Annotated in this window: 15 protein-coding genes; 7 read left to right on the plus strand and 8 right to left on the minus strand. The window is 66.3% G+C overall.

The window, feature by feature from the left end:
- Positions 1 to 19: 19 nt before the first annotated feature.
- Positions 20 to 1,042 carry an efflux RND transporter periplasmic adaptor subunit gene (locus WG208_RS09600; RefSeq protein ID WP_337171119.1) on the minus strand — a complete coding sequence of 341 codons (1,023 nt, stop codon included), beginning with the start codon at positions 1,040 to 1,042 and terminating at the stop codon, positions 20 to 22.
- Positions 1,039 to 2,403 (minus strand): TolC family protein, encoded by a 1,365-nt coding sequence (locus WG208_RS09605; RefSeq protein ID WP_337171120.1) that lies wholly within the window; start codon positions 2,401 to 2,403, stop codon positions 1,039 to 1,041. The genes WG208_RS09600 and WG208_RS09605 overlap by 4 nt, the downstream gene beginning before the upstream one ends.
- A 326-nt stretch (positions 2,404 to 2,729) precedes the next feature.
- Here WG208_RS09605 and WG208_RS09610 point away from each other — a divergent pair, with 326 nt between their 5' ends.
- The gene (locus WG208_RS09610) at positions 2,730 to 3,419 is read left to right on the plus strand and encodes a TetR/AcrR family transcriptional regulator (RefSeq protein WP_337171121.1); all 690 of its coding nucleotides are present in this window, start codon (positions 2,730 to 2,732) and stop codon (positions 3,417 to 3,419) included.
- A 5-nt stretch (positions 3,420 to 3,424) separates the two neighbouring features.
- Here the strand turns inward: WG208_RS09610 and WG208_RS09615 are convergent, their stop codons facing one another.
- The 4 genes from WG208_RS09615 to WG208_RS09630 form a co-directional block, all read right to left on the minus strand.
- Complete coding sequence (locus WG208_RS09615) at positions 3,425 to 5,002, minus strand: YifB family Mg chelatase-like AAA ATPase (RefSeq protein WP_337171122.1); 1,578 nt, start codon at positions 5,000 to 5,002, stop codon at positions 3,425 to 3,427.
- A 189-nt stretch (positions 5,003 to 5,191) separates the two neighbouring features.
- Positions 5,192 to 7,255, minus strand: coding sequence for a S9 family peptidase (locus WG208_RS09620; RefSeq protein ID WP_337171123.1), 2,064 nt, complete (start codon positions 7,253 to 7,255; stop codon positions 5,192 to 5,194).
- Between the two features lie 199 nt (positions 7,256 to 7,454).
- Positions 7,455 to 9,104, minus strand: a complete 1,650-nt coding sequence (locus WG208_RS09625) for a D-aminoacylase (RefSeq protein ID WP_337171124.1) — start codon at positions 9,102 to 9,104, stop codon at positions 7,455 to 7,457.
- Positions 9,104 to 9,538 carry an FKBP-type peptidyl-prolyl cis-trans isomerase gene (locus WG208_RS09630; RefSeq protein WP_337171125.1) on the minus strand — a complete coding sequence of 145 codons (435 nt, stop codon included), beginning with the start codon at positions 9,536 to 9,538 and terminating at the stop codon, positions 9,104 to 9,106. The genes WG208_RS09625 and WG208_RS09630 overlap by 1 nt, the downstream gene beginning before the upstream one ends.
- Positions 9,539 to 9,851: 313 nt before the next feature.
- Here WG208_RS09630 and WG208_RS09635 point away from each other — a divergent pair, with 313 nt between their 5' ends.
- The 3 genes from WG208_RS09635 to WG208_RS09645 all read left to right on the plus strand — a co-directional run bounded on the left by WG208_RS09635 (position 9,852) and on the right by WG208_RS09645 (position 12,724).
- A complete protein-coding gene (locus tag WG208_RS09635) occupies positions 9,852 to 11,144 on the plus strand; it encodes a threonine/serine exporter family protein (RefSeq protein ID WP_337171126.1) in 1,293 nt (430 codons plus the stop codon).
- A gap of 84 nt (positions 11,145 to 11,228) precedes the next feature.
- Positions 11,229 to 12,050 (plus strand): 4'-phosphopantetheinyl transferase superfamily protein, encoded by an 822-nt coding sequence (locus tag WG208_RS09640; protein ID WP_337171127.1) that lies wholly within the window; start codon positions 11,229 to 11,231, stop codon positions 12,048 to 12,050.
- 71 nt (positions 12,051 to 12,121) lie between these two features.
- Complete coding sequence (locus WG208_RS09645) at positions 12,122 to 12,724, plus strand: hypothetical protein (protein WP_337171128.1); 603 nt, start codon at positions 12,122 to 12,124, stop codon at positions 12,722 to 12,724.
- Positions 12,725 to 12,754: 30 nt separating this feature from the next.
- Here WG208_RS09645 and WG208_RS09650 read toward each other — a convergent pair whose 3' ends face one another.
- On the minus strand, positions 12,755 to 13,195 hold the full coding sequence (locus tag WG208_RS09650; RefSeq protein ID WP_337171129.1) for a vitamin K epoxide reductase family protein: 441 nt from the start codon (positions 13,193 to 13,195) through the stop codon (positions 12,755 to 12,757).
- Positions 13,196 to 13,382: 187 nt separating this feature from the next.
- Between WG208_RS09650 and WG208_RS09655 the strand changes: the two genes are divergently transcribed.
- The 3 genes from WG208_RS09655 to WG208_RS09665 all read left to right on the plus strand — a co-directional run bounded on the left by WG208_RS09655 (position 13,383) and on the right by WG208_RS09665 (position 16,876).
- A complete protein-coding gene (locus WG208_RS09655; RefSeq protein ID WP_337171130.1) occupies positions 13,383 to 13,724 on the plus strand; it encodes a DUF485 domain-containing protein in 342 nt (113 codons plus the stop codon).
- Entirely contained in the window at positions 13,721 to 15,313 is a 1,593-nt protein-coding gene (locus tag WG208_RS09660) for a sodium/solute symporter (protein ID WP_337171131.1), read from the plus strand. The genes WG208_RS09655 and WG208_RS09660 overlap by 4 nt, the downstream gene beginning before the upstream one ends.
- A gap of 315 nt (positions 15,314 to 15,628) precedes the next feature.
- Positions 15,629 to 16,876 carry a GGDEF domain-containing protein gene (locus tag WG208_RS09665; RefSeq protein ID WP_337171132.1) on the plus strand — a complete coding sequence of 416 codons (1,248 nt, stop codon included), beginning with the start codon at positions 15,629 to 15,631 and terminating at the stop codon, positions 16,874 to 16,876.
- Positions 16,877 to 16,942: 66 nt separating this feature from the next.
- On the opposite strand, the gene WG208_RS09670 is transcribed toward WG208_RS09665, so the two are convergent.
- Positions 16,943 to 18,724 carry a serine/threonine-protein kinase gene (locus WG208_RS09670; protein WP_337171133.1) on the minus strand — a complete coding sequence of 594 codons (1,782 nt, stop codon included), beginning with the start codon at positions 18,722 to 18,724 and terminating at the stop codon, positions 16,943 to 16,945.

The raw sequence follows: 18,724 nt of genomic DNA on the forward strand, positions 1-18,724 counted from the left end.
GTTGACGTGTACACGCGCATCAACGCGACGAGGCTCCCATGAGCTGCGCCGCCGGCAGCAGCACCGTCATGCCGGGACGGAGACCCGGCACCGTCTCCACCGGACGCGCACGCACTTCGAACGTACGCAGATCGAATCCACCGGCTTCACCCGTGGAACGCCACGTCGCGTAGTCGCCAACGGGAGCGATGTAGCTCACACGCAGGGACACCGCTTTGCCTCCCAGCGCGGGAACGGTGACATGCAGCGTGGAGTCCTTGCCGATCCCCGCCAGTCGATCCTCGCGCAGGTTGAAGGTGACCCAGGCGTCGCGCAGATCGGAGATGGTCAGAATCGGCAGCCCCGCCGAGACGATTTCCCCGGGTTCGACCGTGCGTTGTGAGATCTCGCCACCGATGGGTGCGACCACATGGGTTTCCGACTGATACGCCCGCACCTCCGCACGACCACCCTGCGCCTGCCGCACGACGGCTTCGGCTGCCGTGCGGTCCTCCGATCGCGCGCCAGACATGACGAGATCGAACTGCGCCCGCGCGGCCTGCGTGGCCAGACGCGCCGCGTTCAACTGCGTCTGGGCTTCATCGCGTCGCTGTGTGGCGATCACCCCTTCGACGAAGAGTTGCTGCACCCGCGCGTACGTGGTCACCGCGAGACTCTCGGCCTGCGCCGCCCGTTCCCAGTTCGCGCGGGCCATGGTGACTTCCTGCGACCGCGCACCGCTGCGCGCCTTCGCTTCCTGCGCGCGGGCGGCGGCGATCTGTGCATCCGTCTGCTGCGCCTTGGCATCGAGTTCGGGGCTATGCAGCACCACCACCAGTTGGCCCGCTTCGACGGTATCGCCCTCACGTGCCAGCAGGGAATCCACCCGCCCGGGGATCTTGGCGGCCACGTTGACCCGCCGCACTTCCACCTGCCCCTGCAGCACTTCGGGCGCCGGTCGGGTCGCCCACCATCCCACCACGCCGGCGAGCACCACCAGGACGCCGACCAGCGCCCCCATCGCCCATCCCCGTCCGGACCGACTTTCCGTGTTTCGATTCATCGCGCACGCTCCGCATTGATGTATTCGGGCAACCGCGAGGGTTGCCCGATGGATTCGAGAAGCGCCGCCAGCGAGACATCGGCATCATGCAGCGCCTTGAACATGCCCAACTGCACGCGAGCCAACGCCTGCTCCGCGTCCACCACGTCCAGCGACGTCGCCAGACCGGCCGCGAACGCGAGTTGTTGTGCCCGGAGACTCTCTTCCGCCAGCGTCCGTGTGGCTTCGAGAGACGTCAGTTGGATCCTGGCCTGTTCGACCTGGCGATATCGCTGCTCCACCAGCAGCTCGATATCGCGCTGCGCACGGATGCGCAGCAATTCGACCTGCCGCGCCTGTGCCCGCGCGCCTGCGAGACGCGCGAATCGCTGGCCACCCTGAAAGAGCGGGAGACTGAGCTGCACTCCCGCCGCCCACACAGGCTGCGTGATCGTCAGATCGTGCGTGTAGAGCTCCCGCTGTGCGAACAGGCCCAACGAGGGGAGAAACTCTCCGCGCGTGGCATCGATGCCCTGCCGGGCCCGCGCCTGCTCCGAAGCGAGACGGGCGAGTATGGGATTCCGGTCCCGTGCGGCGGTCTTGAACGAATCGACAGGGGCAAGCGGGGGCACCTTGAAGAGCGGCGTCTCCGGCATGATCTCCACGTCCATCGCCAGTGTGGCCGCGAGCGCCAGTCGCGCCAGCTGCTCGTCGCTTTCCGCCTGCTGCACATCGCGGTCCGCCTCGGCCAGCGCCACTTCCGCTCGCAGCCGTTCGGCGCGGGCGATCTGGCCGTTGCGTTCGAGACTCCGGGCTCGCTCCACATGACGCCCCAGACTCTCCCGGCTCGCCTGTCGCGTGGCCCGGTTCTGGATGGCGAGTTGCAGCCCGAAATATCGCTGTGCCAGCTCGGTGGCCACCTCGCCGACCATGGATCGCTGTCCCGCTTCGGCGGCGGTGACAGCCGCATCGGCCGCCCGCACGCCCGCCCGCAACCGCCCGCCGGTGAACACCGGCATCGTGGCGCTCAGGCCGGCGTTGTTGAACGCCTGGCGCTGGATACGAGCCTGGAACGGCGGGATCGCGGTCGATGGCACACCCGGGTGCAACCCGAGCATCACCTGCCGGATCGGGTCGAGATCGATCACGATCTCGTCGTTGATACGTGTGGTGCGTCCGGTGAGCGTGACGTCAGGAAACCGCCGCCCCTGCGCGACCCGACGATCCGATCGCGCGCGGTCCACAGCCGCATCCGCGGCCAGAATGCGCTCGTTGCGCCCCTCGGCCAACGACAACGCCTCAGCGAAGCTCAGCGTGCGCTCTGCCCCCTGACCTGCGGTCTCTCTGAAAGGCGCGACCACGCCGCCGATCAGCAACGCCATCACGCCGTACCGGGTCGCCGTGCCCGGTCGATCAATCGATTCGACGTTCCGCTGGAGGAGACGTCCTGGCTTCGGGTTCCCACCTGATTGAATTCTCATCTCTCGATTCTCTCCTCTGATCACATCGGAGCAAGCTCAACACTGTCTGCCGGCGGTCACGATGTATTTGATGAATCTTTGTTCAATTAAATGACAATTGAACGAGAAGTCAATAATTGGCATATTCGAGGAATATGCCCTCATCACGACGACCGGCCGAATCGAAGCGCCGGAAGGCCTCGCCCACGCCAACGCCCAGGGCGGCAGCGACAGCATCCGGAGACGACTTGGAATCGGAACGTGTTGCCGGTCTTCCCGGAGCGGGTCCACGCTGGCAGCGTCGGAAAACGGAGCGTCCGCAGGAGATCCTGAGTGCGGCGCGCGATCTGTTTCTGCAGCAGGGATTCCGCGAGACGCGCATGATCGATGTCGCCCGGCATGCCGGCGTGCGTCCGGGCACGCTGTACGTGTATTACCGGAACAAGGAAGCGCTGCTGGAGGCCGTGGTGAAAGAAGCGGTGGCGCCGGCCATCGCCTTTGCGGAGCAGCGCTTGCAGGGGCGTCACGACAGCGCAGCCGCCTTGCTGAAGGAGCTCATGCTCGGATGGTGGCACGAGTTCGGCGCGACGCCCGCGAGTGGCGTCTTGTGGCTGATGGTCGCCGAGGCCGCGCACTTTCCCGAGATGGCCCAGCTCCTCGTCGAGGAGATCCAGGTGCGGGCTCGACGTATCTGCATGACCGTGCTGAAGCGGGGGATGGCGTCGGGCGAGTTCCGGCGGATCGACGCCGAGCAGGTGGCATTGGTGTTGATGGCCCCATTGACGTGGGCCTCGGTGCACCGTGCATCGCTGGCTCCGTTCGACCCCGGCTTCAGCGACCTGCCCCGGTATCTGGAGACCCACCTCGATATCGTGCTGTACGGGTTGTTCGCGCAGCCTTCACGGGCCGGGGCGAAAGCCGCTCACGGCGGTGTCTGATGCGGTCATCCCGTGACGGTGTCTGATGCGGTCACCTCGTGGCCGTGGTACGTGGCGCGATAGCGCAGGGCTTCGGCCAGGTGCTGTCGGGTCACGACATCCGTGTCATCGAGATCCGCAACGGTCCGGGCGACCCGCAGCACGCGGTGGTAGGCACGCGCCGAGAGTGTGAGGCGATCGGCGGCGCGTACGAGAAGGGCGCGGGCATCGGGTTCGAGCCGGGAGGCGGGAGCGATGAGGCGGGAAGGCGCGGACGCGTTGGTGAAAGGGGTGGCGCCCGTGTGCGAGGGCGACGGGAGGTGTGCGTAGCGCAGTCGTTGTCGTTCGCGGGCGGCGATCACCCGTTGGCGTATGGTCGCCGAACATTCCGGCGCGGGCTGCAGGGACAGGGTTTCGGGTGGCACACGCCGCACGTGCACATGCAGATCGATGCGGTCGGCCAATGGACCGGAAAGCCGTGCGCGATGGCGTTCGAGTTCGGCGACGGAGCAGCGGCATGATCTGTCTTCCGATCCCGCATAGCCGCACAGGCACGGATTGCTGGCGGCAACCAGGGCAAAGCGCGAGGGGAATCGTACCGCGCGGGCGGCTCGTGCTACCACCACGGCGCCGTCTTCGAGAGGCTGACGCAGGGCCTCGAGCGTGTGCCGCGGAAAGAGCGACAACTCGTCGAGGAACAGTACGCCGTGGTGAGCGAGACTGACCTCACCGGGCCTGGGCCAGCTGCCGCCTCCGATGAGGCCGGCCTGACTCACCGAATGATGTGGCGCGCGGAACGGACGACCGAGATCGATGGCGGCCTGTTCGTCCGGCCCGAGCATTCCGGCCACGGAGTGAATGGCCAGCACTTCCAGTGCCTCCTGGTCATCGAGGGGAGGCAGGATACCCGGCATGCGTCTGGCGAGCATGGTTTTGCCGGCACCGGGTGGACCTTGCAAGAGGAGGTTGTGCGCGCCGGCGGCGGCTATCTCGACAGCACGGACGGCCAGTGCCTGGCCCATCACATCGCCCAGGTCCGGCGTCCCGACCGACCGGACACTGGAGCGGCGGATGCGGATATCGCTGCGCGCCGTGCCATCGCGCAGGGCGGCCACCAATTCGGCCAATGTGCGTGGCCCCATCGCCCGGGCGCCCGGTACACGCAGCGCTTCCTGCAGATTGTCGGGCGGCACGATGAGCAGGGCGTCACTGGTCGCAGCCACATGCCGCGCCACAGCCAACACCCCGCGCACCGGCCGGAGTTGTCCATCGAGTCCCAGTTCACCGATCGCGCACGTGGTGGCCAGCACATCGGCCGGCAGTTGGCCGCTCGCCGCCAGCACGGCGAGCGCGATGGGCAGATCGAACGCGGTGCCTTGCTTCTGCACATCCCCAGGCGTGAGCGACACCGTCACGCGCCGGCTGGGTACCGCGAACCCGCTGTTCACCAATGCCGCATGCACGCGGTCGCGGCTTTCCTTCACGGCCGTTGCTGCCAATCCGACGAGCGTCCATTGAGGTAGCCCGTTGGCTACATGCACCTCGACCAGAATATCGAGGGCATCGATGCCAAGTACGGCGGCGGAGGGAGCGGCGGCCAGCATGGAGCGACGATAGCATGCTCCGACCGGACGTGTGTCATCGAAAATACGCGTGCATGGCGAAAAACACGCGGAAGATCCGGAAACGCTTCGGAACATCGGAAGGGAATGAATGCCCTGAAACACCGAGAATCGGAAATACAAAAGGGCCGGCGCAACACGCCGGCCCTTCGACAACCGCGTCGGAAACATCTACATCGCGGTCTTCTGTCCCGTTCCCAGCGTGTACCGCTCGATCCACTCGTATTCGCGCTTCATGCGATCGAGCTGATGGTAGTACTCGGCGAATCCGTGCCCTTCACGCGGATAGAACACCAGCTCCGTGGTCTTGCCACGATCCTTGAGGGCCCGGTAGAACTCCATGGGCTGGCCGATGGGCACACGCTCGTCGTTGCTGCCGTGCAGAATGAGCAACGGTGTCGTGATGCGATCGCTGTAGGAGATACCGGAGCGCTCGAGGAATTTGCGAATGCTCGGGTTCACGATGGAACCATCGTACTGCGGCTGTCCGAAGAAGGTGTTGATGTAACCCGGAATGTCCGTCGTACCGGCCATCGACAGCAGCGAAGGCAGACCAGCGCCCATCATGGCCGCCTTGAACCGGCCGGTCTGCGACACGACCCAACTGGTCATGTAGCCACCATAGCTCCAGCCTTCGAACGCCATGCGGGTGGAATCGGCAATGCCGCGCTTGATGAGTTCATCCACACCGGTCATGATGTCGCGATAGTCGCCACCACCCCAGTCGCCGGTGTTGGCGCGCATCCACCACTCACCGTATCCCGTGGAACCGCGCGGATTGGGATAGAGCACGGCCCATCCCCGTGCCGCCCAGGTCTGCCCGGGATCGGTGCCGAGTCGGAAGCCATTGGTGTGTGCACTGGTCGGACCACCGTGCGCGGACACCACGAGCGGCACCTTGGCCCCTTCCTGATAGCCCACGGGCAGCAGCAGGACACCTTCCACTTCGCGGCCGTCCTTGCTCTTCCACGTCATGACGCGCTGCGCACCAAGCGAACGTTCGGCAATCCACGGATTCGTGTTGGTCAGGCGCTTCGGCGTTCCCGCGAACCCGTCCTGCACGTACACCTCGGCCGGCCACTCCGGCGTGTTGAGCACGAACGCGATGCGGCTGCCGTCCTTGCTGGGCGAGAGACCGGCGACCAGCAGGTCCTTCGTCCGCTTCGTGTACTGCTTGCTGGCGAGATCGTAGGAATACACGGACTGGTAGACCCGGTCACTGGCCGTGAACCAGAGCTCCCTGCCATCGGGTGACCAGCGCACCGCGCCCGCGCTCACATCGAAATCGGGACGGGCGTGATTGGTCAGCGTGCGGGTCGCGAGATCGAACGTGGTCACACGCCCATTGCGCAGCGTCCGTGGCGGGATACCGTCTTTGTGCGGCGCGAACTCGTGCGGAATCATGGTGAACGCGAGCAGCTTGCCGTCGGGCGAGAACTGCGGCGCGGTCTCGGCGTCGCCACCGGTGGTGATGCGATCGAGCTGCTTCGAGGCGATGTCCACGACATAGGCATCGTGGCGTTCATCACGAATGAGCGTGGTGGGGCCGGCCAGGAACGCCAGACGCGCGCCATCGGGCGACCAGCTCGGTGCGCCGTTCACGGTGAAGTTGCCCGAGGTCACACGCGAAGCCGAACCCGTCGTGGCGTCGACCACCCAGATGTGACTCAGACGGAACTCGCCTTCGTACACCTGTGAATCATCGCGACGACGACGCTTCGCTTCCGCTTCGCGGGACAGGGTGTCGGTGGTCAACACCGCGATCTTCGAACCATCGGGCGACCAGGCGTAGCCGGACACCCCATCCTTCAGCGTCGTCAACTGCCGCGCTTCCCCACCCTGCGCGGGCAACAGCCAGATCTGTGGACGCGGGGCATCGTCGCCGGTGCCCGTACCGCGGGCCGCGACGAAGGCGATCGTGTTGCCGTCGGGCGACCATGCGGGCTGCGACTCCCCCCGTTCGCCATAGGTGAGCTGCCGCGCGTCACCACCGGTCGCAGGCACCATGAAGACATGCGAGCGACGCTCGTGACGATCGCCGAGTGCAGTATCGCCGCGCGCATTGGGATGTTCCCAGCCCGAGACCGTGTACAGGACCCGGGAGCCATCGGGTGAGAGCGCGACACTGCCGACCGCCTTGAGGCGCATCACATCGGAATCGTCGAGACCGCGACGCTGCGCGGTGGCGGTGTTCGGCAACAGCAGTGCCAACCCGAGGGCGGACGCCGGTGCCATCAGCCGGCCCACGACGGGCCGGCGAAAACGTGAAACAGGAGCCATGAGAATGACCGGTGGGAGAGACCGGAAGGCCGGTGGGACCGACGAGGTGCCGGCGGGACAAACGGTCGCCTGGCGCGACCAACCTCTAATTATTGGCTCTCACGGCACGTTATGTCTACGTGGCGGCTGTCCAAGAGAATGCTCTGGCTCGCCATCACCGCGAACTACCGTGCCGCACCACCCGCCCCGCCCGCACGCCGGTGGGTTTACCGTCCTGCACCGACACCGTGCCGTTCACGATGACCGTCTCGATGCCCACGGGATACTGGTGCGGCTCCGTGAAGGTCGACTGGTCCTTCACCGTCGCGGCGTCGAACACCACCACATCGGCATACGCACCCACCCGCAGCACGCCACGATCGTTCAGGCCGAGCCGCTGCGCGGGCATCTGCGTCATCTTGTGCACCGCGGTCTCGAGTGACAGCAACCGCTGTGTGCGCACGTACTCGCCAAGCACCCGCGGGAACGTACCGTAGGCGCGGGGATGCGGATGTCCGTCGCCCGGCTGCGAAAGACGTCCGTCGCTGGCAATCATGGTCTGCGGATGCACCATGATGCGGCGCACGTCCTGCTCGTCGAGCACATGGTAGATCGCGTTGCCGCCGCCCTTCAGCATGGCTTCGAGCACCAGTTGCGCGCCCTGCTCGGGCGTGGGCTCACGTTTTTCGCGCAACGCCCAGTCCTTGAGTGTCTTGCCTTCCAGCGAACGATCCCAGGTCACGCGGGAGAACTGCACCCGCGCGAGATCGCCGCCGCCACGGTCATTGAGAATGTTGTCGACGATACCGCGCAGAATGCTGTCCCTGAGCGCGGGCACCGCGAGGCGCTTGCGGAACTCGGCGTTACCGCCGGCCATCGCCCAACTCGGCACCAGCACGCCGATGCCGGTGTGGGTGGCCGTGTAGGGATACTGATCGATCATCACATCGGTGCCGGCTTTGCGCGCGCTGTCGACCATCGCCAGCGTGATCACGCTCTTGCCCCACATCTGCTGACCCACCGCCTTGTGATGCGTGAGCACCACGGGGATCTTCGCGCGCCGTCCGATTTCCAGCGCTTCCCCCACGCCATCGAGCAGGCCGATGCCTTCCTTGCGCAGATGCGAGGTGTAGATGCCGCCGCTGTCGCTCGCGGCCTGCGCCAGCGCGACCACTTCGTCGATGTTGGAGTAGGTGCCGGGCAGATAGAGCAGCCCGGTGCTCAGACCGAATGCGCCCTGCCCCATCGCCGCCGCCACCAGCTGCCGCATGCGCGTGAGTTCGTCGGCGCGCGGCGCTCGGGCCTCCATGCCCATGACCCGGCGGCGAATGTCGTTGTGGCCCACCAGATAGGCCACATTGATGCCCGGCTTCACGCTCGTCACCGAATCGAGATACGGACCGAGCGGCAATGGCGAGCCGCCATCCGGACCGCCCAGCGCAAGTGTCACGCCCTGCCGAAGCGCACTCTCCATGAGCGGCAGTTGCAGCAGCGGTTCGAGATGCGCATGAAGATCGATGAAGCCGGGTGAGACCACCCGGCCCCGCGCTTCGACGATCCGTTTCGCCCGCGCGCGTGGCAGCGAGGCCCCCAGCGCCACGATCCGGTCTCCGCGCACGCCCACGTCCAACACCCGCGCCGCGCTGCCCGTGCCATCGATGACCGACCCGCCCACGATGAGCAGATCGAACGAATCCGCGGGCTGGGCATGCACCGCCGACGGACGAACCCGCAGGTCCTCCCCGTCGACCGGTGATGTCCGCAGGGCGACGGACGTCGCCAGCGGAAGCGCCACGAAGGCGACGAGCAGCGTGCGCGCCGGCATCAACGCACCGCGATCAGTTCCACGTCGAAGACGAGCGTGGAATTGGGTGGGATCGCGCCCGACCCGGCGCGACCGTAGCCGAGCGACGAGCCGATCACGAGTTTGCGCTTGCCACCGGCCTTCATGCCCACGAGCCCCTGATCCCAGCCACTGATGACCCAGCCGGTGCCCAGCGTGAAGGTGAGCAACGCGCCACCCACGTTGGAGTCGAATCGCGTGCCATTGATCAACCAGCCAGTGTAGCGCACATCGATGGAACGACCCGCGATCGCTTCCGATCCGGTGCCCACGGTCAGGTCCTGGTAGTACAGGTTGTCATTCTTCTTCGTCATCTGGGCGATGTTGACCCCGAGTGACGAGGCGTAGACTTCGACCGCCGGATTGGAAGGAATGTCCGGTGTCGAATCGGAGTTGCAACCGGCAGCGAGGAGCATGGCGCCGACCAACGGCGCCACTCGGCGAGCAAACGTACGGAACATGTCGGAAACGGTGAATCTGCGGCGCAAAGGGCGCCGTACCGTCGCGCAGCGGACCGGATTCTCCGGCGTCCCACGCGCGACACGTGCATGAAATACCGCAATGTGAAAGATACCGTCACGGCGACGGATCCACAGTGCGGCTGTCCGCACACATCACGGACGCTTTTCCGACACGGCAGACGGGGCGCACCCGACGTTTCCGCATCGTCCCGCGATCGTTTCGTCCACGAGGTTGCGTGATGACAGCGGCGCACGTACGCTCCGCACCATGACCGACGGGACCGCCAGCCTGGATCTGCCACTCTTCGAGAAGGAGCCCACCAAGGAGCGGGCCGCAGCCGCGAGTCACTTCATCCTGGAACTCGCGCGCGCCCTGCATCAACATGGAACGCCCGCCCATCGCCTCGAGGCGGCGCTCTCCGCGGCGGCCAGGCAACTGGGCCTGCAGACGAACTTCTTCACCACCCCCACCAGCATCATGATGGGCGTGGGCTCGGTCGACGCCCAACAGGTCCATCTACTGCGGGTCGAACCCGGCGAGACGAATCTCGGACATCTCGCCACCCTCGGCGAGATCACCCGGCAGGTCGTCGACCGGGAGATCTCACCGCGCGAGGGGCTGGTGCGCATCAACGCGCTCGACCGCGAACCGCCGATCTACGCGGCATGGTTGCAACCCGTGGCGTTCGTGCTGTCGTCGGCCGCCGTGGCGTGTTTCCTGAAAGTGCGAACCGGCGATGTGCTGGTGGCAGCCCTCCTGGGGCTGCTCACCGCCCTGGTGGCCACCGTCCTGGGCCGACGGGAGAGCACGCGCCATGTGACCGAGCCGACCGCCGCGTTCGTGGTGACCACCGTCGCCTTCGCGCTGGATGCACTCCTGCGCACCAGTTCGGGCTATCTCACATCGCTCGCCGGCCTCGTGATCATGCTGCCCGGCCTCACGTTCACGGTGGCACTCACGGAACTGTCCACGCGTCACCTGTCTTCGGGCACCGCGAGATTGAGTGGCGCCCTCGTGACATTTCTGGGGCTGGGCTTCGGCATCGCGCTGGGTGTCAAGACCGGGTCGGCACTGGGGCGCGACCTGAGCCACTGGCTGCCGATGCTCGCCGACATTTCATCGCGCGCGCCGCTGCCAGCGTGGAGCGAGTGGCTCGCGCTGCTCGTTGCCCCGCTGGCGTTCATGGTGCTGCTCAAGGCTCAGCCCCGCGATGCCGCGCCCATCGTCATCGCCTGTGCAGCGGCCTATCTCACGTCCAAGTTCGCCGGCGCCCGCATGGGCGAGGAACTCGGCGCCTTTCTCGGCGCGATGGTCGTCAGCGCGGGCAGCAATCTCTTCGCGCGCATGAAACACCGCGTGGCGATGGTGACGCAGGTGCCGGGACTGCTCATTCTCGTTCCGGGGTCCATCGGCCTGCGATCGGTGACCTCGCTGCTGGGCCAGGAAGTGGAGACCGGCATTGCCACGGCGTTCCGTCTGGCGATCATCGGCATCTCGCTCGCCGCCGGGTTGCTGGCGGGCAACGTGGTCACACGGGCGGCCAATCGCGTGCGCATCTGAAGGAGGCCTGAAGGAGACCTGGAGGACCGTCTGAATAACGGTCTCAAAGACCAGCGGTTTCCAGCCGTCGCTCTATCTTTCGTCATGCGCCACACCGATCGTGCTCCGTCTCCGTCGCTGCAACTGGCACGCGCGCCGCTCCTGACGCATCTGGGCGGCAGTGTACTGCGCAGCGAACCCGTGAAGGATGCCCTGCGCGGAGACACCGGAATCCAGGCGCTGGTGGAGGCCGGGCGACTCCACGCCGATGAAGCCGCCCTGGCCCGGGCACTGCCGGAGAGCCGACGGGGCACCTTCGTGGCCGGACGCCTCGCGCTGCGTGATGCGCTGCGTGAGGTAATGGGAGAAAGTGGGAATGACGGGCCCCGCAGCACGGCGGATCTCTCCATTCTGCGCAACGACCGAGGCGCGCCGGCTCTGCCCCACACGGTATCGGGTTCGATCACCCACAAGGCATCGCTGGCACTGGCCGTGATGGCGCCGAGGCCGGCGGGGCCCAATGACCGGTTGCAATTCGTGGGAGTGGATCTCGAACATCGCCCCACACCAGCCGATCTCGGGCGTCCCAGCATTGCCCGACGCATCCTCACGGCGCGGGAACTCCAGTCGCTGCAGGATCGCCGGGAAGACGCCCTGGTGGAACGGGAGGCCGTCCTGGTGCACTTCGCGATCAAGGAGGCCGTCTACAAGGCCATCGATCCGTTCGTGCACCGCTACGTGCGTTTCACCGAGGTCGAACTCGCACTCCGCGAGACGGGCGCCACATCCGGCGCCATGTCCGTGACGCTGCTCCTCCCCGAACTCGCCGGCACCGACATCGAGGTGCGCGCGCAGTGGCATCTGGATGACGACTGGATCGTCGCCACGGCTTTCAGCACGCGCTCCCCGGCAGACGGATCGGGCTGACCGGGGCGCTCCGGAGAGGAGCGGCGGCGGCTGGCGACACCGAATCACGATGTCCGGTGTATCTTTCAGTCATGCGTGGCATTCCCCGCTTCGGCAATCTCGTTCTCGCACTCGTGGTGCTCACCTGCGTCACGCTCGTCGCCCGCCGGGCGACGGCGGAACGGCGCGCGGAGCAGACGGGCGCGAGTCTCCTGCGGGACCATGGAGTCGTGGCCGGCACCGACACGGCACCGGAGAGCGCGCCCCGTCTCCAGGATGCGCTCGGCACCGTGAAGGTGAAGGATCTGCAGGGCAACACGGTGCCGCTGCTGACGCCCGATCAGCCGGCGATCATCATGATCAGTTCCCGGACCTGTCCCTGGTGCAAGAAGTCGCTCAAGGACATCGGGACACTGTCACAGGGACGGCCGTTGCCGCGTCTGACCGTGCTCACGCTCGAGGGCGCGTCCGAAGGGGTACCGATGCTCGCACAGGAGAAGATCACCGGCGCCCATCTCGTGGGCCCCGTGGGCAGCGCGGAACAGGTGGTGCTCACCTTCCGCTCTGCCGGCACGCCCACGTTCATCGCCGTCGACCGCAATGGACGGGTGGTGCGTACGATGCCGGGCTATCCGATCTTCGAAGAGATGAAGCACTGGCACGCCGTCATGCTCGGCGAGACCGAAGTTCCCTGAAACGCGCCGGCGGCATCGCACCGCCGGATGTCACGTTTCCGCAGCGAGACGCCGCACGCGGCGGGCATCACGAATCACCAGAATGGCGAACAGGGTGATCGTCACCGCCGACACGGCGCACCAGGGGCAGAAGCCCTTCAGCACGATGAATTCGCCGTACTTGAGCCGGAGCGTGAAGAGCACCGCCGGCCAGACGAGCAGTTGCAACAACTGATTGGGCCAGCGGGCGTCCTCGAACTGGGCGAGTGATCCCACGACCGCCACGAGGAAGATCAGCAGATACCCCACCGTTCCGATGAGCGCGACATCCACACCCAGGAACCATCCATAGCGGCTGCCCTGCACATACGCACATCCACCGGCGCCCGAGCAGGCGAGTGACCCGGTGAGTCCGAGCTTCCAGAGATGCAGATACAGCGCCACCATCGCATTCATGAGGGCAGCGACGGCGATGAACTTGCGAATGCTCACGGGCGAATGCTCACGAAGGACTCACGGTGGATCCGGGGAAGACTCATCAGCGATGGCAGATCGGTGGCGACGGCCTGACCGGCCCCCGCCCCTATCGCATAAGATCACCTCCCCGTACCTTCGCGCGCCATGACGTCCGCGTTTCAGGTTCCACGTCCGGACTGCGCCGCCCTGCGTCCCTCCTGCCATGCCATCGCCCGATCTTTCTGAAGCGACCAGACGCATCGCCGCCCAGCGCCGCCGAGTGGCCCTGTTGCTCACCACGGCCATGGTGGTCGTCTACTTCGGCTTCATCCTGCTCGTGGCGTTCGATCCGGCGCTCCTCGGACGACTGCTGACCGACGGTCTGTCGCTGGGCATCCTGCTCGGCGCGCTCGTGATCGTGACGGCCTGGTTGCTGACCTGGGTGTACGTGTCCTGGGCCAACCGGGTGTACGACCCGGCCCTGCACGCCCTTCGGGAGCAGCATCGGGAGCAGGATCGCACGCAGCATCGCGCGGGCGCTGCGGATGGAGGCACGACGCGATGAGGACATTTTCTGCGGCACTCCTCCAGGCGGCAGCGGCAAATGCGGGCGCATCGGCGACTCCGCGGTTCGGCACACCGGATCCGGTCGCGATCGCGTTTTTCGGCATCTTCATCGCCATCACGCTGGGCATCACCTGGTGGGCCGCGCGCCGGACCCGCACGGCCGAACACTTCTATGCCGCGGGCCGTTCGGTGACCGCGGGACAGAACGGCTTCGCGCTCGCCGGTGACTACATGAGCGCAGCGTCCTTTCTGGGCATTGCCGGCCTGGTGTCCACGAGTGGATTCGATGGACTGATCTACTCCACGGGCTGGCTGGTGGGATGGCCCATCGTGCTCTTCCTCATCGCCGAACCGCTGCGGAATCTCGGACGTTACACGTTTGCGGACGTGGTGGCGGCCCGTCTCGATCCCGTGCCGGTCCGCATCAGCGCCGCGTACGGGACGCTGGCCACGATCGCGTTCTATCTCATCGCGCAGATGGTGGGCGCGGGCAGTCTCATTCGTCTGCTGTTCGGCATTCCGTACGAAACCGCCGTGATCATCGTCGGACTGGCGATGATGGCCTACGTGCTCTTCGGCGGCATGCTCGCCACGACATGGGTGCAGATCGTCAAAGCCGTGCTGCTGCTCGGTGGGGCCGCCCTGCTGGCCACACTGGTGCTGGCGCGTTTCGATTTCGATCCGCGCGCATTGTTTGCGGCGGCCGCGGCACAGCATGGGGAACGTGTACTGTCACCGGGTTCGCTCGTCTCCAATCCGTTCGACGCGGTATCGCTCGGGCTGGCGTTGATGTTCGGTACGGCAGGACTGCCACACATCCTCATGCGCTTCTACACCGTGCCCGATGCGGGCGCGGCGCGCCGCTCGGTGTTCATCGCCACGGGACTCATCGGGTTGTTCTACCTGATGACGTTCGTGCTGGGGTTCGGCGCGATGGTGCTGGTGACACCTGAGGTGATCAAGTCCATCGACGCCGGCGGCAACATGGCGGCGCCGATGCTGGCCGAGTTGCTGGGCGGGCGGGCGTTCCTGGGCTTCATCGCCGCGGTGGCTTTCGCCACGATTCTGGCGGTCGTGGCGGGGCTCGCGCTGTCGGGAGCCGCCGCCATCTCACACGATCTCTGGTCGAGTGTCATACGACGCGGGCATCCGCGTCCGGGCGAAGAACTCCGGGTGGCGCGCCTCGCCACGATCGTACTGGCGCTCGTGGCCATCGCCCTCGGTGTGGCCTTCAAAGGCCAGAACGTGGCCTTCATGGTGGGCCTGGCATTCGCCATTGCGGCGAGCGCGAACTTCCCCGCGCTCGTGTTGAGTGTGTTCTGGCGACGCACGAGCACGGCCGGCGCGACGGCCAGCATGGTCGTCGGCACGACGGCCACACTGGTGCTGATCGTGCTGTCACCCGCCGTGCAGGTGGACCTGCTGCACAAGAGTGCCGCCATCTTCCCGCTCAAGAACCCGGCCTTGGTGACCATCCCTCTGGCGTTTCTCACCGGGATCGTGGTGTCACTGCTCACGCCCGACCGCTCGTCGATGGAGCGCCATGCCGCCCTGGAAACGCGGATGCTGCTGGGTGAGCAGCCGTAGCGAGGAGACGACGAGGGCGGCCATTTTTTCCGTGCGGCACGACATCTAAGCTCGGCAGTAAGGCCCTTTCGTCCCCACGCGTGATCACGACGGCCGATTGCGGTCCGGACCAAAAGGGACTGCTCTGTCGGGCGCATCCAATGCTTTGTAAAACAACGACTTGACAGACTTTTCCACACTGGAATTCCGTGGTTGACGGGGCGTCTCCCGGTCATGGCATGGCTGTTGCTAATCGGGGACATGCCGTGCGGATGCTCCAAACGGCGAGGGATCGGCAACACCCGCCGGCTCTTCTTCACCCCGCCCACGCCATCCATGCTCGACCGCATCGTCCTGCGGGCCACGTTCTGGGGAACGCTCTCCCTGATCTCCGCCGCCATCCTCTTCGGGTCCGTCGAATCCCTGACGGTTCCCAGCTTCGTCAGCACGGCACCATTTCTTGGCGCGCTGTCGTTGCTGATGGCCATCGGAGGGTGGCATCTGCTGCATCGGGAACTGCTGCATCGCATGCAGGACGACGTGGCGCTGCGCGATCGCATGCGTCGCCTGCAGGAAGCCATGCACGGCAACATGGACGGCATGTTCCTGCTGCGGGCGATACGCGATACCGATGGCGAGTTGACCGACTTCGAAATCACCGATGTCAATGGCAGTGGGTCCGTCCTGCTGTATGGTGGTCGCCGCGAACTGGTCGGCCGGCGTCTGCGCCGTGACCTCCCTGCACCGCTCGGGGCTTCCCTCTTCGAGCGATACGCCGACGCCCTCGTGATGCACACGCCGCTCATCGAAGAGACCCGGGTGAACCGTCGACTGGTGGCGGCCAGTTGGCTGCTGCATCAGGCCATTCCCACATCGGATGGTCTGGCCGTCACTTTGCGTGACATCTCGGCGCAGAAGCGCGAGGAACGTCGGTTGCGGCGCGCCTCCCTCGTGGACGATCTCACGCGTCTGTACAACCGGCGCGGGTTCATGGCGCTCGCGGAACAGCAACTGCGTATCGCGCGACGTCAGGGCAAGGACGCGGTCGTGATGTACGCGGACATGGATGATTTCAAGCAGATCAACGATACCCATGGGCACGCGGTGGGCGATCGGGTGCTGGCCGCCGTGGGCAGACTGCTGCAGGACACCGTGCGTGACTGCGATGTCGTGGGACGACTGGGCGGTGATGAATTCACCGTGCTGGCGCTCGATGCGGATGGCGCGGGCGCGCGGGCCATTCAGCGACGTGTGGACGAGCGGCTGTCCGTTCTCAATGCCTCGGGTGCGTTTCCGGTTCCCGTCGGACTCACGGTGGGCTTCACGCGTGTTCGCCCGACGGATACCGCCGGGATTTCCGAACTGCTCGCCCGGGCCGATCAGTTGCTGTATCAGCGCAAGCGTCGGCGTCGTCTCACGAGGATGAGTGGTGAGACCGCACCCGCCATGCCGGCCAACGTGCCGACGCGTGTGCCGGCCAGCGTGGCCGCCGTGGCCCGCGCCACGGTGCTGTCCTTGCCGGTGGCTTCGTCGGGAAGCCCGTCCACGTTCACACCCGGTGCGCAAACGCCCCACGTGGCGTGACACTCAGGCGTGACACTCAGGCGTAACGCGCAGGTGCAACGGCCATGCTACGCATGGGTATTGCGCCTACCAGTCCTGCACGGGCTCCCGCTCCTCGTCGTCGCCGATCCCTTCCAGCAGGCGTCGCCACCACGGCCGTTGATCCTCCGCCCGGCGGATACTGCGCACCACCTGCCGCCACGCCGCGCGCATCTCCTCGGCGTCCTCGAACCGATCCTCCACCCGCTGCGCGAGTCCGCGCGCGAGCCACGCCGCCAGTTCGTCGGGAAATCCTTCCTCACGCAACTGATCGGACATACCGTCCGACAACTGCCGCGCCAGCACGGTCGCCGCGGGACCATCCCCGAACGGCGGCCGACCCGTGAGCACGAAGTACACGATGCTGGCCAGCGCGTAACAATCGGTGGCCGGTCCCTGCGCTTCCCCCAGCAGTTGTTCCGGCGCGGCAAACGACGGCGTGCCTGATGTGCCCACTTTCTCGTCGCCCAGTGCGTAGGCAATGCCGAAGTCGCCAATGCGCCAGCGACGGTAGCGATCGATGAGAATGTTTTCGGGTTTGAGATCGCGATGGATGATGCCGCTGGTGTGCGCGGCATGCAGCGCCTCGAGCACTTCATCCACCTGCGGCGCGATCTCCTCGAACGAACGGGGACCGCGCCGGGACACGAGATCGGCCACCGAGCCACCTTCGGCGAGTTCCATGGTGTACCACACCACACCGCCACGGCTGTCGCTCTCGTAGATCGGCACGATGGCCGCATGGGCCAGTTGCGCGGCGAGCCGGGCTTCGCGACGGAAGCGGGCCACGGCCACATCGTCCCGGGCGATGTGCGGATGCAGCACCTTGATGGCCACTTCCCGCGACAACGACAGATCGCGCGCGCGCCAGACACTGCCGAACATGCCCTGCCCCAGCGGCGAGAGAATTTCGTAGTCGTCCGCCGTCACCCACCGCAGTCGGGCCTCGGGTGAATCGAGTTCCTTCGGCAGTTCGTCGTCTTCCGGTTCGATGATGACCGGCCGTACCGACACATGACGATCGAGTTCCCGCAGCATGGTCGCAATGCTGGGATACCGCTGCGCCGGATCGGGCATCAGTGCGCGCTCGAGCACCGTGGCGAGCGCCTGCGGACAGTCGGGACGCAGCAGCGCGATCGGCGGCACATCGTGTTCGGGCGCCGTCTCTCCCGTGAGCATCATGAACATCATCGCCGCGAGCTGCCATTGATCGGACAGCGCGGTCGGCCGCCAGACGCCCGGCTCCCACTCCGGCGCCCACGGAGTGAGGGCGGCATCGGGAATGAGTCCGGCGGGACGCTGATCGCGCGGCAGTACCCACTCCCATCCGAGCAGCCACAGCCGGCCGCCCGGCGTGAGCCAGATCGTACTGGGAGACACCGCGCCATGTGCCGCCGCGGTGTCGTGCAGATAGGCGAGCGTGCTGGCCGCTTCACGCAGCACCTGCAGGGCGAACGGAATGGCTTCCGTGCCCAGACGCGAGACGCGCGAATACACGGTTTCACCACTGATCCAGCGCCGCAGGTATCCGGGGCCCCGGCGACTCTCGGCGTACGAGGCCCAGTAGTGATACGTCGTCGGGATCGACGGATGATTGCGATGCGCCAGCGCACGGGCTTCGTTCCGGAGCCAGTCCCCATGCTCAGGATCGAGTGCGCTGACCAGTGAGAGCGAGCGCCCCAGCGCGTCGACCACTTCCTGGTAGTGGCGGTACTCACGCTGCACCCCTTCGTCTCCCCACGACCATCCCGGCGGCAATGTCCACGACGCCAGATGCGGCGGCGGACACGCCGTGGGCGTGTAGTCGTGACTCGGAGAAATCGGGGTCAT

The sequence above is a fragment of the Gemmatimonas aurantiaca genome (genome assembly GCF_037190085.1).
In the GTDB taxonomy this organism is placed as follows: domain Bacteria; phylum Gemmatimonadota; class Gemmatimonadetes; order Gemmatimonadales; family Gemmatimonadaceae; genus Gemmatimonas; species Gemmatimonas aurantiaca_A.

Excerpts from the sequence above, each read along its gene's own strand:
- WG208_RS09660 (WP_337171131.1), top strand. The coding sequence starts at position 13,721 with ATGAGGACATTTTCTGCGGCACTCCTCCAGGCGGCAGCGGCAAATGCG.
- WG208_RS09615 (WP_337171122.1), bottom strand. The coding sequence starts at position 5,002 with ATGCTGGCCGCCGCTCCCTCCGCCGCCGTACTTGGCATCGATGCCCTC.
- WG208_RS09640 (WP_337171127.1), top strand. The coding sequence starts at position 11,229 with ATGCGCCACACCGATCGTGCTCCGTCTCCGTCGCTGCAACTGGCACGC.
- WG208_RS09670 (WP_337171133.1), bottom strand. The coding sequence starts at position 18,724 with ATGACCCCGATTTCTCCGAGTCACGACTACACGCCCACGGCGTGTCCG.
- WG208_RS09655 (WP_337171130.1), top strand. The coding sequence starts at position 13,383 with ATGCCATCGCCCGATCTTTCTGAAGCGACCAGACGCATCGCCGCCCAG.
- WG208_RS09605 (WP_337171120.1), bottom strand. The coding sequence starts at position 2,403 with ATGGCGTTGCTGATCGGCGGCGTGGTCGCGCCTTTCAGAGAGACCGCA.
- WG208_RS09600 (WP_337171119.1), bottom strand. The coding sequence starts at position 1,042 with ATGAATCGAAACACGGAAAGTCGGTCCGGACGGGGATGGGCGATGGGG.
- WG208_RS09635 (WP_337171126.1), top strand. The coding sequence starts at position 9,852 with ATGACCGACGGGACCGCCAGCCTGGATCTGCCACTCTTCGAGAAGGAG.
- WG208_RS09625 (WP_337171124.1), bottom strand. The coding sequence starts at position 9,104 with ATGCCGGCGCGCACGCTGCTCGTCGCCTTCGTGGCGCTTCCGCTGGCG.
- WG208_RS09645 (WP_337171128.1), top strand. The coding sequence starts at position 12,122 with ATGCGTGGCATTCCCCGCTTCGGCAATCTCGTTCTCGCACTCGTGGTG.
- WG208_RS09620 (WP_337171123.1), bottom strand. The coding sequence starts at position 7,255 with ATGGCACCGGCGTCCGCCCTCGGGTTGGCACTGCTGTTGCCGAACACC.
- WG208_RS09630 (WP_337171125.1), bottom strand. The coding sequence starts at position 9,538 with ATGCTCCTCGCTGCCGGTTGCAACTCCGATTCGACACCGGACATTCCT.
- WG208_RS09665 (WP_337171132.1), top strand. The coding sequence starts at position 15,629 with ATGCTCGACCGCATCGTCCTGCGGGCCACGTTCTGGGGAACGCTCTCC.